Origin of the sequence: Microcoleus sp. MON1_C1, from assembly GCF_036701945.1 — a bacterium.
GTDB lineage: Bacteria > Cyanobacteriota > Cyanobacteriia > Cyanobacteriales > Microcoleaceae > Microcoleus.
Genome location: NZ_JAUBRO010000049.1, coordinates 1 through 13,720, shown reverse-complemented (window position 1 = coordinate 13,720; position 13,720 = coordinate 1). Strand labels below are relative to the sequence as shown.

The window sequence follows — 13,720 nt, the reverse complement described above, 5'->3', positions numbered from 1 at the left end:
CTCAACAAGGAAAACCAATGACGCAAACATTATCGAAATCGGCTGAAACCAAAAACCAGTATACTGTAACTTGGGAAAAATTGCCAGATGACTTTAAATTACCCGACGATCCCGTGGAAAACATCGACCAACCACTTTTAGCCGCAGCTCTGCGAGAAGCCTTGGATATCGCAGGATTTATCCTAGCTTCAATGCTAATAGCTTCCAATTTTGGACTGTGTGCCAAAGTCAACGACAAAACAGTAGTAAAAGCCCCAGATTGGGTCTACGTTCCCTCGGTATTGCCAGCAGAACCAGGAGAAGTTCGCCGCAGTTATACGCCCAATGCAGAGGGAGAAGTACCCGCAGTAGTGATGGAATTTTTATCGGATACTGACGGTAGTGAATATTCAAATAAACCGACATATCCTTACGGAAAATGGCGGTTTTACGAGCGAATTTTGCAAGTACCGATTTATGTAATTTTTGAACCTAAATCGGGAGTATTGGAAGTGTACAGACTCTCGAACTCGGGAGAATACGAACTGCAAGAAGCGGATGCTAATCAGCGATTCTGGATAGAATCAATGGGTTTATTTCTGGGGGTTTGGGAAGGTGAAAAATCTCAGAGAACGGGTTATTGGTTGCGCTGGTGGGATGAGAATGGCAATTTGCTGCTGTGGGGTGCCGAACGGGTGGAACAGGAACGCCAGAGGACCGAAGAGGAACGCGAGAGGGCCGATCGACTAATGGCATACTTGAGAAGTCAGGGCATCGATCCTGATGGCATTTGAAGGTGTGGTAGGTCGATCGACCTTTCGGCCCTTAATCCAATCCCATTTTGATTGCACAATCGAGTCAGCAAGGACGTTTGAGATTTAAAATAACCACAATTAAGGAGCGATGGGGATGACAGCAACAACATTAGAAGAAAAATTAGATCGGCCGTTGCTATTTCCAGGATTAACGTGGGAACAATTCAAAACCTTAGAACCGATGCTGGATATTCCAGGGGTTCGGCTGTCTTTTTTAGATGGGATACTGGAGATTCAGAAAATGCCTGGAAGAAAACACGAAACAGCCAAGGGACGTATCGGTGCGTTGGTAGAAACTTACATGATGGCGGCAGGAATCGATTTCACCCCTACGGAGTCTCTGACTTTAGAAAATGAATCGCGACTGGTGAAGTGTGAAGCAGACAAGTCTTACGAATTGGGTGCTGATAGAGAACGTCCCGATTTAGCGATCGAAGTAGTCGTCACTAGCGGCGGAATTGATAAGCTAGAGGCTTACAAACGGCTGCAAATCCCTGAAGTCTGGTTTTGGGAAAACAGCAGACTGTCTCTGTATGCTCTCAGACAGCAAGCATACGAAGAGATTGCGAGTTCCCAATTGCTCCCCGAACTCGATATTGGTTTACTCGTCAGGTGTGTAAATATGCCGAGTCATGTTGAGGCAATTAAGGAATTCAAAAGGGCTAGCGATCTCAATACTACCAACAGGAATATAGCTATCAATTAATTACTAAAAGTCGCCGTAAAGTGCTGCAACGGCGTTTAGAAATAGATGGAAAACTCATCGGTTTTTATCGGGAAGATAATGGATAAAAATTACTGCTTCCTGATGAATTACCCTCAGCACTAGAAGCGGAACGCCAGCGTGCTGCTGAACTCGAACCTTTGCTAGCGCGTTACCGATATCGGTTTGGGGAATTGCCTGAGAGTAACGGCTAAAAAGTAAGGGTGCGATCGCCCTTCACCGATCTCGATCGTCCGCGTGTTATTGTTACCTAAATGTCCTTGACAAATCTCTGGTGTTGTGTGTAAGGCTAGAATAGGTTTCAAATTTTAAATGGCAAAGGGCGATCGTTTTGCGATCGAACTTGGGCAATCTAGAGATAGGTGCTTTGCGAGTACCGGGAAAACAGCGAGGCCAAGAGTTAGCAATGGAAAGCACACAGAAAAAATCTAGCCCTCGTCCAGTTAATAAGGGCGATCGAACTAAGCAGATTTTTGCCTTAGTATCAATGGTTTCGTTTGGTGGTTCTGCGATTTTTGGTATTTTCAGTCTGTTCAGCAGCGGTTTGAGCAGCCAGCACCAGCAAAAGCAGACGCCTGTGGCTGTTTCCCAGGAATCTCTGCTGGCGGCGCAGGAACGGGGATATGAAACCGTTTTGCAGCGGGAACCTCAGAATCAGACAGCTCTGGAGGGGTTGGCAAATGTGCGGTTGCAGATGAATAATAAGGTGGGGGCGATCGAGCCTTTGGAGAAGTTGGTCAAGCTAAATCCCGATCGGGCGGATTATAAGGCGCTGTTGGGGCAGGCGAAGGGGAAGAAGTAGGAGGGCGGAGAATAGGGCGAGAGGAGAGCGATTTTTAAGGAAAGTTGACTGATTCGAGTAGGGAAACATACCTACTCAATAAAAATAGAATAGAAAAGATAAAAAATTGTTATTCCAAAAAATAAGAAATTATGAAGCCAAACGACAACTTAGTAAAGTTACATATTGGCTGTGGGACACACCTCAAGGAGGGATACTCTAATATAGACCAATATGTTTATGCTTCAGGCGTTATTCAAATGGATATCTTTAATCTGTCCTTTGAAAGTGACTCTGTAGATGAAATTTTTACAGAACATATGCTGGAGCATATTGGAAAATTTGAAGTGCCACTAGCTCTTAAAGAATGGGCAAGAGTTTTAAAGCCAGACGGTAAATTGGTGATGAACTTACCAAATCTAGAATGGTGTATGCAGCAGTGGTTAGCCAAGCCAGAAGACCAACGATGGGGGTGGCAATTAGATACTATATTTGGGTTGCAGACGCACTCAGGCGAGTTTCACAAGACGGGCTTTACTGCGCCTCGATTGCAACAATTACTGAAAGCCGCAGGTTTTCACAATATCAATATTAGTAATTACTGGTCTCATGCTCAGAGTTGCTTTTGGGTGGAAGCAAGTAAAGGTTACTTCACGAGCGCCGTTAAGTGTTTAGCGAGCATAGTTGTACCTTGGTGGGATCACAGTGAATTGTTAGAACTGTGGGAACAAAATCTCAAATACTTACCCGATACCGAAATAATATTTATTGATAATGGTAGCGCACCAAAAGGAAAAACAGCATTGGAAGAATTTTGCAGGCGACAGAAGATTAAGCTGCTACGAAATGAGACCAATCGAGGCTTTGCGGCAGCAAACAATCAGGGAGCGAAGGTAGCAACTGGCGAGTATATTATTCACCTAAATAATGACGTGGAAATAATAGATTCACCAATTGAATATTTGTGTAATTTGGCTGCCGAAGGTTTAGCTGGACCTTTAGCGCAAAATGAACTAGGAGAATTTTATTTAGAAGGTTGGGCGCTGTGTATTAAAAGATATTTGTTAGAGGCGTTGGGAGGATGGTGCGAAGACTATGGGCCTGGATATTGGGATGATGTGGACTTGTCTCATCGGGCAAGATTGGCAGGCTATTCATTGACCCCTGTTCCTGATGCAAACCGGTTAATTCGCCATATAACAAACGCTACAGGTCGAGACGGACGAATAGATCAACTTGCTTTACATTTTAAAAATAGAAAAATTTTTATAAGAAAGTATTATAATTCTTGTCCCAAAATCATTGTTGATGGCGTATTCTTCCAGCTTTACAGAACAGGGATAGCTCGTGTATGGTCCTCACTGTTAGAAGAATGGGCAGAAAATGGTTTTGCTAAGCATATTGTAGTTCTTGACAGGGCTGGAACAGCGCCCAAAATCTTGGGTATCAGATACCGTACTATAGCAGCTTATAACTACGGAACAACCGATGCTGATCGCGAAATGCTGCAAGCAGTCTGCGATGAAGAAGAGGCTGTTTTATTTATCTCTTCCTACTACACGACACCGCTATCAACACCTTCGGTGTTTATGGCATATGACATGATTCCAGAAGTTTTGCCGACGAATTTAGATGAAGCCATGTGGAGGGAAAAGCATCACGGTATCCGCCATGCTTCTGCATATGTTGCTATCTCAGAAAGTACAGCACGGGACTTAACAAGGTTTTTCCCAGCCCTTGCCCAAGAATCGGTAACTGTAGCTCATTGCGGAGTTAAAAATCTTTTCTCGTCAGCGAGTAAAGAAGAGATTAGTAGTTTTCAAACAAAGTACGGAATTTCAAAACCATATTTTATTTCGGTTGGTGGTGGAGCTGGTTATAAAAATTCTATTTTATTCTTCCGCGCATTTGCTCAACTTGCAAGTAAACAAGGTTTTGAAATAGTATGTACGGGGAGTGGAGTTTTATTAGAAGGAGAGTTTAGAAATTATACATTAGGTACTGTAGTTCACAGGCTTCAACTTGATGATGAGGAGTTGAGATTAGCTTATGCCGGTGCAGTTGCACTGGTTTATCCATCGAAATATGAAGGATTTGGCTTGCCTGTACTGGAGGCACTCTCTTGCGGTTGTCCCGTAATTACTTGTCCTAATGCCTCGATTCCTGAAGTGGCAGGAGAAGCAGCCTTATATGTGGATGATGAGGATGTTGAGGGTTTAGCCGATGCACTTTGCGAGGTACAAAAACCGAAGGTTCGCAACTCATTGATTGCGGCGGGGTTGGAACAAGCCAAAAAGTTCTCTTGGTCAAAAATGGCGAAAACGGTTAGTTCAGCCCTGATTGACGCAACTCTAGTGCGTTTAAACTTGAAAGAGATTAATCTAATTATTTTTCCAGATTGGACGCAGCCAGAAGAGTCTCTTGGTTTAGAATTGGAACGAGTAGTGAGGGCGGTCGCAACTCACCCAGACAAAAGCAAGATGACTTTACTGGTAGACAATACTAACATTTCTGACGAAGATGCTAATCTCGCTTTATCAAGCGTGGCGATGAATCTTTTAATGCAAGAAGATTTAGATGTTTCCGAGGGCCCAGAAATTACACTGATTGGACAGTTGAGCGAAATTCAGTGGTTAGCTTTGACACCTCGACTTTACGGTCGAATTTTGTTGGAAAAGGAGAATAAAGAAGCGATCGCACTTCGGGAAGCAAAAGGTATTAATTGCTACGAACTAGAAAAATTTAACCAACACACATCAGCCATAAAAGTAGAGGATAGCTAACCACTTCTCCACCTATCTCCATCCTTACATTTCTTGATTAAGCAAAGCCTTAATTCCCTCTAAATTTCTTTGAGCGTCTGTACAGTTTTCATCAAAATCAAGCGCTAGTTCAAAAGCATATATAGCGGCTTGCCAGGACTTCATCTGAATGTACGCAGCACCTAAACCACAGGCCGCATCAGTTGTCATAAAACTGATGTCAAAAGGCTCTCCTGTATAGTAACTGACATCTTTACCCAGTTGCAAGCAATTATCAAAATAAGCAATAGCGCCCAGAGGAAATCCTAAACTAATTAAAGTCATTCCAGCTATGTAATTTATAGGCGGATAGTTGGCGCACCACTCAAGACCGCGCTGAGTAATTAACCGTGCCGTTTCATAATCTTGATTCTGCAAGGACTGCCCCGCCAATGTAAAAATCAGGGAGGGAATAAAAGCAAAATCATCCGGCGGGTTCCCTTCCATCAAGTGTGGGAAAAGTCGCTCAAATGCTTCAGCGTAGCATTCTTGAGCTTTCTCAGCTTGCTGAGTAGCCTCGTAAACACCAGCAAGGCTGTAAAGGAGTCTTAAGCTAATACCTTCCTCTTGCTGGATTCGTTCCAAAATAGCAATGTCACGCTCTATCAATTCTTGCTGGATTTCTTGAGGATCGGTTTTGGGATGGTGCAGAATTTTCAAACTTTTTAAGTCAGTTAAAAAGTTTGGACGACCGTACCATTTTTTTAAGTCTATATATTCGTGTAGGCGACTTACATATCTAAGTTCTGGAAGATTGCGAAATAGCCTGGGTGTGTGTAATGGGGTTGTCCCCTCTACAGCATTGGCTTCGCTTAGCATCAGTAAATAGGCTATGACTTCCGTTTTTGAAGTTAATTCCTCTTTCAACGCATCAGTATTAACAACTAATTCTTCATCAGCATCCAAAACTAAAATCCAGTCGCCCGATGCTAAGGAAAGAGAAAAATTTCGAGCGGCTGCAAAATCATCGCACCATTTGAAGTAATCGACTTTTGCTCCATATTGAAGAGCAATCTCCGGCGTACCATCCTGAGAGCCAGTATCTACCACTATCATTTCATCAACGTAAGGTTTAGCGCTCTCTAAGCATCTCGGTAAATTCTTTTTTTCATCTTTAACAATCATGCAAAGGGACAATCGAGGCGCAATCACCTCATCTAAAGCATCACTCACTTAACTATCCTCCACATTTCAACTTATGTCATACATTGCTATCAGTCGTTTTACGAATGATGTTTCTCCATATACATTTGCCACATTTGTTGGTAAGCTTTCTCCATCTCTAGCGTAAACTGCTTAGCATTCCACAGGGGAGCAGTTTGCCTCGAATGTCGCAATTTCCAAGCAATTTGTTGCCTCATAGCCGTATCTTTCCCTAAGCGTATCCCCCACTCGACATATTCCTCATCCGTCCAAGCTATTCCCTCAGTTATACCAGCATTGATCATCATCGTGTAACTGTTGCGAGCCGCAAATTGCTGTCCTACCCGCGTCACGAGGGGAATGCCCATCCACAAAGTTTCTAGGGTAGTTGTAGCACCGTTGTAAGGATAAGTATCAAGAACTACATCTGCAATCCCTAAGTTTGCTCTGTGAACCGATTCGGCTCCTACCTCTGGCAAAAAACGCAGGCGATCGCCCGCCACACCTTCTTCTTCTGCTAACTGAAAAAAGAAGTTTTTAATTGATTCTTCATCAGCAGAACCTTTGATTAAAAAGTAACTATTCGGTACTTCTGCAATAATTTTTATCTGTAGTCGCGCTGTATCTGGATGGCGTTTATAGCCCCTCTGAGCACTAAGATATACAACAGCATCACTCGGAATACCCAACCTATCGCGCCTCAAATCTGGAATACCCACCTCAAAACCATCCACAGCTATATAAGTTTGAGGCAAACGCCAAATTTTTTCACTGTAATATTCCTCAGCAGACTCCGGCAAAACATAGGGATCGGCAATAAAATAGTCAACCGCCGGCAACCCAGAAGCATCCCAACCCAGCCAAGTGACTTGAACGGGTGCAGGCTTGAGTGCCATCACCTCACAAGTCACATCGAGTGTGATGCTGTCGAGATCGATCAGAATATCAATCTCATCGTGATAAATTTGCTCGGCCACTTCAGTACCGTAAAAACCGCCTTTGTGGGCTTTATCAACATGATTGACAAACCATTCCTGTAAAGAGTCCTCCGTCTTTCTATAGATCAGGAAATAACCGTGTATTTCAAATTGAGCGTGATCATGATGCTGGAAAAGCCATCGTGCTAGCCAGCCAACTGAATGTCTTCTCAGGCAATGCGATACATAACCAATCTTCAAACGCTTAGTAGCAGTACCATTGCTTTTACTGGGTGCCACTCGCTGTCTGTATCGATCTGCCTGCTCCTTGGCATAGGTTTCAACATTAGTTTGACATAACTGAGAGACTTGATTTTGAATGGGTTTATTAATTTTTGGACTGTCTTCAAAGTACGGTAAAAAGAAGGTAGTAAGAAACAGATTTTGGACTGTAGTCGCGTGAAGTGATGTTGGTTGTTCGCCGAGCAGTGACTCCAACAGTGATTTGTGTCTCTGGATTACCGGTAATACCTGTTCCCAATATCCACCTGCACTCATCAATCCCCGCATAATTTGATGATTAGAAAAAACTTTATCTGCTAGTTGCTTGGATAAGGAATAGCGCAATTTGGCAATTTCTATACCCCGAGCATATTGCTGAGCATTTTGATAATAAGTACCTAACTGTAGCAAAATTCCGAGATTATTAACATCTAAAGTGCGAGCTAACTCTGCAAAGCTTATTGCTAGTCCCGGCATCAATGCCGAGTGAGCAATTTCCACCGACGCTGCGATGACAATTTCAATAAAAACTAGAGGTTCCCGGACATGGGCTAGACAGGCTTCCGCTAGTTCGAGCGACGAAGGGTGCAGGGGAGCATAATGTAAAACACTGTTGAGCACTTGCATTAATAGCTCAGAGTCTGCCTCTGCGAGTTGCTCGGACTGGAGATGATCGATTAAGCCCAGAGCATTCAGTTCCTCCCCTGTATAGGTCTCAAGCAGGATGCACAAGCCAATCAAGTGCAAGAGGTTGCTAATATCTGCGGGATTAATTTCTCGGATGTGCTGCCGAATTACCCAAGCTACTGAATAGTCTGCTATACCTCTACGTCGCTCTGCTTCCGCTTGCAACACTTGTATCAGTTCTGCTGTCCACTCCTCGACTTGTTCTGGTTCCCCTTCTGCCATGCCTAGCAGCCAAGTAGTTTGAGCTTCTGCTTCTTGTTCCTGCAACAGAAACATCAAGCCCAAATGCCAGTAATTAGATTTGGTGTCTGGATTAACTTCTATTGCTTGCTCGTACAAATTTGCTGCTTGAGCATAATGTCCCTGCATTGCATATTTATCTGCTTGCTGCTGAAAAGTTTGTAGTTCAGGCAATCCCGGGTTGTCTAAAAAGTTAGAGGGTGTCAAATTTTTAATATGGAAAACTAATATTTCTAGAAACTATGCAAATGGGTAGTGTATACAAACACTACCCACTTTTGGAAAAAGTTCAGACTAGATTGATCGAACCTTCCTAGCCGTAATACCTTTTTTACTTGGCGACTTCTGTACCACCCGTCGGACACCGAGAATTGATCGCCGCGTTCGGATCTGGCTTATAATCAGCAGCCTCACCATCATATGCACATAAAACTGCTGACGTGGTTTTGTCCTGTGTAGCCGCCCCTGCTCCACCTTCTGCACCTATAGCTACCCCACCAGCATATAATTGGAGGGCCTTTTTATTTACAGGTGTTGCGTAGTTGGTCACTTTTGTATCGGATGCAAAACCTGCTTGTTGGACTGAGTATATATAGTTAGTAGTTTGAGTTTTGATGCCCAAACCCAAATCATTAACCTCCTTTACAAAGCCATTATCCTCTGCATATTTAGCTTGCTGAGCTCTGTTCATGGAACCGATATACTGCTTGGCTTCTGACTGCTTGGCTTTGTTGGCTTGGCTGAGGAAGGAAGGCAGAGCAATCGCAGACAAAATACCGATGATGATAATAACGACCAGCAGTTCAATCAGGGTGAAACCCTTATCCTGTCTTTTTTGATTGAGGTGTTGCAGGAATCTGGCTTTAAATTCAGTTTTCATTGGTTGTTTCTCCTAGAGGGGTGGGATGCTTGATTTCTAACTCTTAGAGATAACTTACCCACTTCTGACAGTCTTCATATCACTCGCTGGATTTTTTTTTTCGTTCTCAAGCCGATCGCTCCAAAAGCACGTATATAAAAGCTTCTAGCATTTTCAAAAGTTCCTTGACCTCCTCAAACGCTGTCTCGTGACTCGCCGGCTCTAGGGTAACGGGATGGATGGGTCTGAGCTTTAGCCAGCGTTCGGCTAGGTCGGTGACAGAACAACCTCCTTCCCAAAGCGGCAGCAAACAAGCAGCCTTAATACTCTCTATTAGGATAGGAACTTTGGTTGGCAAACGCACATAACTGCTGATCTCGAATGGTCTGTAACCATTGATACAGTTAATCAAGTCTTCTTGTACCTGAGCAGTCCTTAGCTGGGGATGCAGATACACCCGTGCAGTCTGCCAATCAGCAAGAGTCCATTCCGAAACAGGTAACAACGGCTCTCGCGCGGGATGAGCGCACCAAAAGTCAATTAAACGATGAACTGGTTGTAACAGTTCAAACATATGCAGCCTCTCTTCTATAGAAACTTCTGGCAAACTCATCTCCAGAAATGCAGGTAAGTTATCTGGATCTTTGAACAAGTCCGTCAATTCCCAGTGTCGCCAATTCACCATGCTCACAAACTCTAAATCAGCAACTCTCAGCGCCGCGAACATTTCAGAAATCGTATAGCCTTTATCACCTTGAAACAAATAATTCATCAGTATGGACTGTTCCTTTTCAGCAAGGTTACCGTCCCAGGTAGTTACTTTAAGTCTTACGTCATCTTTCAAAGCATTCATAATATCACGGGTTAATTGGATCTCCATTTCTTGCGGATTTTCATCCATCAACCCCATCATCCTGAAAAGTGCTTGGGCGCGGTAAAAGTTAGTGCGCTGAAGAGAACTGTGCAGGTTGGTACGGATGATCCCCTCGGATTTGAGGACTGATTTCATCGCTTGCAATCCCACCGCTATGTCAGGTAAAATATAAAGCACCTCGTCGTTATTAATGTAGTCAAATGTGAGATTCAAGCTGGGTAAGTCTTCGATGGCTAAAACATGAAACTCTGCATTTTCAAATCCGTGATGTCGCAGCCGTTTTTGAGCTAAGTTAACAGATTCTTCAGAAAGGTCTATGCCAACAATTGTTGCTCCGGGATTTGCCTCTGCCAAAATTAAGGATTTATAGCCAGTGCCGCAGCCAGCGTCTAAAATAACTTTACCTTCAGTCTCTATAACTTTTTGATTTCTTAAATAGTAAGCTGTTACCAGATTATGAATGTAGAGAGATTGATAGTCTGTTTTGGGAGAGTAATCGAGGGCAAATTTAGGGTAAGGAGCATTGTCAAATTGTTGACGAATTTTCTCTATCAAGTCTGATTCTTGCTTATCCATTCTCTCTCAAGCCTAATATTAGTAAATTAGCTGATGGCACATTCCTATTCTAGAATGGAAATGCATCTGAGCCGCGCTATCTGGGGAAAAATTGATCGCCCCCCAATCCTCCGAGATCCTGCAATAATGGTGTCTCGATGGCTTCTCGGCATATTAGCCAAGTCCGCGCGACCGAAGCTATCCCGAAATGAAGCGCCCCTCTTCTCCCTCCCTAAACCAGAGTATATAACCAAAGACCAATTCTATGAACACCAACACCGGATTTATCCTGAAAGTATTCCTGATCTCGGCTGTAATCTCCCTCATCATCAAGTACGGTGGCCCCATTATCTCTATACCCTCAACCGCAGTCATCGCCGTAATCGCTGTCTTTACCCCCAGTATCATCCTAGCTGCCATCCTCGGCTTGCGATCGCGCCAACAGCCAAGATAGGGGATGGAGGGCGATAGCCCCCAAAGATGAGTTAAATTAAGCCAAGCGCGATCGAACACTCACACCCAAACCCCTGCCTGCCCAGCAATATAAATGAGACAGACAATCACATGGATCTAGCCACCTTAAATCTAAAACCCTTAAATTTTCTGATTTTTCCTGATTGGAACCAACCCGAAGAATCACTTTATTTAGAGTTAGAACTAATTATTAGAAGTATGGTAAGTCACCCCGATCGCGATTTCCTAACTCTTTTAATAGATGTGAGCGAACCTTTAGACAAGTCCGAGTTAGATCCCAATCTAATTTTATCAGCAATTGTCATGAATCTTTTCATAGAAGAAGATTTAGATACTAGCTGCGAACCCGAAATTATTTTATTAGAAAACCTCACTCGCAGCCAGTGGCTGGATATTTTACCACAGATTAAATATCGAATTAAGTTGAATGCGGAAAATCACCAAGCAATAGCAGAGTCTGGAACGGCACAAATTCCAGTAGTGCAACAGGAACAACTTAGCAATATCACCCTTGATTCCCAAGCATTAATTTTGAAAGAATTCGGCAACCAACTCTACTTTCAAGGAAAATACGATGCAGCCATTAAGCACTATCAAAGGTTTTTAGTATCCCAGATAGGAGATATAGAACTGTATGGTAACTTAAGCGAGTGTTTAAGAAACCTCAACAGAATCGAAGAAGCGATCGGGATTCTTGACTCAGGCATCGACCATTACCCAACAGCAGGACAACTGCACTTTCAAATTATCAAAATTTTCCAGCAAAACGGACGCACTCAAAAAGCTATATCAAGTGCAGAAATAGCAACGGAAATACTGCCCAATGAATATGTTTTTCAACTATTCAAACACTTAACCTTGCCGATTGTTTATAACACATCAGATGAAATCAAATTTTACAGGGAAAGATTTGTCCTAGAATTAGAAAAATTAATTCAGCAAACCTCCCTAAAAACTCCCGAAGACAAAATTAATGCTTTGCGGGGTTTTAGTAGTTTCACTAATTTTTACCTAGCATATCAGGCTCACAATGTTGTGGAATCGCAATCAAAGTATGCTAATTTAGTCCATCAAGTTATGGCCGCTAACTATCCCCAGTGGGTGCAACCGCAATCAATGCCTCCACTGCTGGAAAATGGTAAAATTAGAGTCGGTTATATTTCTAGTTACTTACATTCTTACAGTGGCACTTTATGGTTGACTGGCTGGTTGCGTTATTGCAACCACCAACAATTTGAAATTTACTGTTACTATACGGGGAACGAGCCAGATCCAATTACAGAACAATTTCGCCAATACAGCGATCGATTTCACCACATTCCTCACAACCTAGAAGCCGTATGTCAACAAATTATTGATGACAAATTGCATATCCTGGTCTTCCCAGAAATCGGCATGGACGCACCAACTATACAAATAGCAGCTTTGCGCCTTGCCCCCGTGCAATGTTCGGCGTGGGGACATCCTGTAACCTCTGGTTTACCGACGATTGATTATTTTATTTCCAGTGAATTGATGGAACCGGAAAATGCACAGTTGCACTACTCAGAAACCTTAATTAAGTTGCCTAATATTGGCGTTGCCTACCCAAAACCGATTGTTGGTCAATTAACCCAAACTCGCTCAGATTTTAACCTGCGAGAAGATGCCGTTATTTATTTGTGCTGCCAAGCTCCTTTCAAATACTTACCACAATATGATTTTATTTTAGCAGAAATTGCCCGCCGCATTCCGCAAGCTCAGTTTATTTTTCCGCGCGGCGAATTGCTTCGGGAACGGTTAAAGCGTGCTTTTGCTGCTGTGAATCTCGACAGTGAAGATTACTGTCTGTTCCGAACTATTCCAACTCGACAAGATTACATAGCAATTAACTTTCTGTCTGATGTTTTTTTAGATACTTTTACTTGGTCGGGGGGGAATACGTCTTTGGAGGCGATCGCTTGCAATTTACCCATAGTAACTTGTCCGGGAGAATTTATGCGGGGACTTCATGCTTATAGCTTTCTCAAAATGCTGGGAGTAACAGACACAATCGCCACAAATGAAGAAGAATATATTGAAATTGCTGTCAAGTTGGGTATAGATTCAAAGTGGCGCCGAGACATTGCACAACGCATGAGTCAGCGACAAGGTGATCTGTTTGACGATAAAATTTGCGTGACAGCTTTAGAGGCTTTTTATCAAGAAGTTGTTCGGGAAAGACTTGAAGGTAACAAGAATTCGGCGTTGCTGAAAGGGTAATGATTTAAGTCGGTAAAGGAATAGTTTGATATTTCAGATAGTGCAGCAATAACCGTAGGGAAAACTTCAACATCTCAACCGACTTGGAGTAGCACTCTTGTTTTGCGATGTAGTCGAGCTAGATAATGTCTTAGTCTAGTGTTTTCTCCTTCCACCCTTGTCATATACGTCTTACTGACAATGTGGTCGGCATCTTCGATAAAAATTGGATATACTGGCCAGCCGTCAGTAACATAAAAGAAACATTGCCAACACTTGACAATCCGCCACAAACCCACATTCCGCACCCCAACTGTCACATGGGGTACGGACTGGCAACGGCTCGTGAGTTGTGGGTCTGGCAACCAG

11 protein-coding genes and 1 pseudogene are annotated in these 13,720 nt (G+C 43.1%); 6 read left to right on the top strand and 6 right to left on the bottom strand.

Annotation, left to right across the window (positions count from 1 at the left end):
• Nucleotides 1–17 precede the first annotated feature (17 nt).
• Together QUA62_RS23170 and QUA62_RS23165 are read left to right on the top strand one after the other, a co-directional pair.
• Nucleotides 18–773: a Uma2 family endonuclease gene (locus QUA62_RS23170; protein ID WP_333407031.1), complete on the top strand. Its 756-nt coding sequence runs from the start codon at nt 18–20 to the stop codon at nt 771–773.
• A 115-nt stretch (nt 774–888) separates the two neighbouring features.
• Nucleotides 889–1,500 (top strand): Uma2 family endonuclease, encoded by a 612-nt coding sequence (locus tag QUA62_RS23165; protein WP_333407030.1) that lies wholly within the window; start codon nt 889–891, stop codon nt 1,498–1,500.
• A gap of 161 nt (nt 1,501–1,661) precedes the next feature.
• Here the strand turns inward: QUA62_RS23165 and QUA62_RS23160 are convergent, their stop codons facing one another.
• A complete protein-coding gene (locus QUA62_RS23160) occupies nt 1,662–1,823 on the bottom strand; it encodes a hypothetical protein (RefSeq protein WP_333407029.1) in 162 nt (53 codons plus the stop codon).
• A gap of 26 nt (nt 1,824–1,849) precedes the next feature.
• On the opposite strand from QUA62_RS23160, the gene QUA62_RS23155 reads away from it, so the two are divergent.
• Both QUA62_RS23155 and QUA62_RS23150 read left to right on the top strand, forming a co-directional pair.
• A complete protein-coding gene (locus QUA62_RS23155) occupies nt 1,850–2,320 on the top strand; it encodes a tetratricopeptide repeat protein (protein WP_333407028.1) in 471 nt (156 codons plus the stop codon).
• A 131-nt stretch (nt 2,321–2,451) separates the two neighbouring features.
• Nucleotides 2,452–5,082, top strand: a complete 2,631-nt coding sequence (locus QUA62_RS23150) for a glycosyltransferase (RefSeq protein ID WP_333407027.1) — start codon at nt 2,452–2,454, stop codon at nt 5,080–5,082.
• A gap of 24 nt (nt 5,083–5,106) precedes the next feature.
• Here QUA62_RS23150 and QUA62_RS23145 read toward each other — a convergent pair whose 3' ends face one another.
• The 4 genes from QUA62_RS23145 to QUA62_RS23130 form a co-directional block, all read right to left on the bottom strand.
• Entirely contained in the window at nt 5,107–6,273 is a 1,167-nt protein-coding gene (locus QUA62_RS23145) for a glycosyltransferase family 2 protein (RefSeq protein ID WP_333407026.1), read from the bottom strand.
• Between the two features lie 50 nt (nt 6,274–6,323).
• A complete protein-coding gene (locus QUA62_RS23140; protein ID WP_333407060.1) occupies nt 6,324–8,498 on the bottom strand; it encodes an O-linked N-acetylglucosamine transferase family protein in 2,175 nt (724 codons plus the stop codon).
• 202 nt (nt 8,499–8,700) lie between these two features.
• Nucleotides 8,701–9,249, bottom strand: a complete 549-nt coding sequence (locus QUA62_RS23135) for a type IV pilin-like G/H family protein (RefSeq protein ID WP_333407025.1) — start codon at nt 9,247–9,249, stop codon at nt 8,701–8,703.
• Nucleotides 9,250–9,355: 106 nt separating this feature from the next.
• Nucleotides 9,356–10,678 (bottom strand): methyltransferase domain-containing protein, encoded by a 1,323-nt coding sequence (locus tag QUA62_RS23130; protein WP_333407024.1) that lies wholly within the window; start codon nt 10,676–10,678, stop codon nt 9,356–9,358.
• Between the two features lie 244 nt (nt 10,679–10,922).
• Between QUA62_RS23130 and QUA62_RS23125 the strand changes: the two genes are divergently transcribed.
• Both QUA62_RS23125 and QUA62_RS23120 read left to right on the top strand, forming a co-directional pair.
• Nucleotides 10,923–11,111, top strand: coding sequence for a hypothetical protein (locus QUA62_RS23125; protein ID WP_333407023.1), 189 nt, complete (start codon nt 10,923–10,925; stop codon nt 11,109–11,111).
• Nucleotides 11,112–11,221: 110 nt separating this feature from the next.
• Complete coding sequence (locus QUA62_RS23120) at nt 11,222–13,372, top strand: O-linked N-acetylglucosamine transferase family protein (RefSeq protein ID WP_333407022.1); 2,151 nt, start codon at nt 11,222–11,224, stop codon at nt 13,370–13,372.
• A 4-nt stretch (nt 13,373–13,376) separates the two neighbouring features.
• On the opposite strand, the pseudogene QUA62_RS23115 reads toward QUA62_RS23120, so the two are convergent.
• A pseudogene (locus QUA62_RS23115) lies at nt 13,377–13,623 on the bottom strand (IS1 family transposase); the annotation flags it as partial.
• Nucleotides 13,624–13,720: the final 97 nt, after the last annotated feature.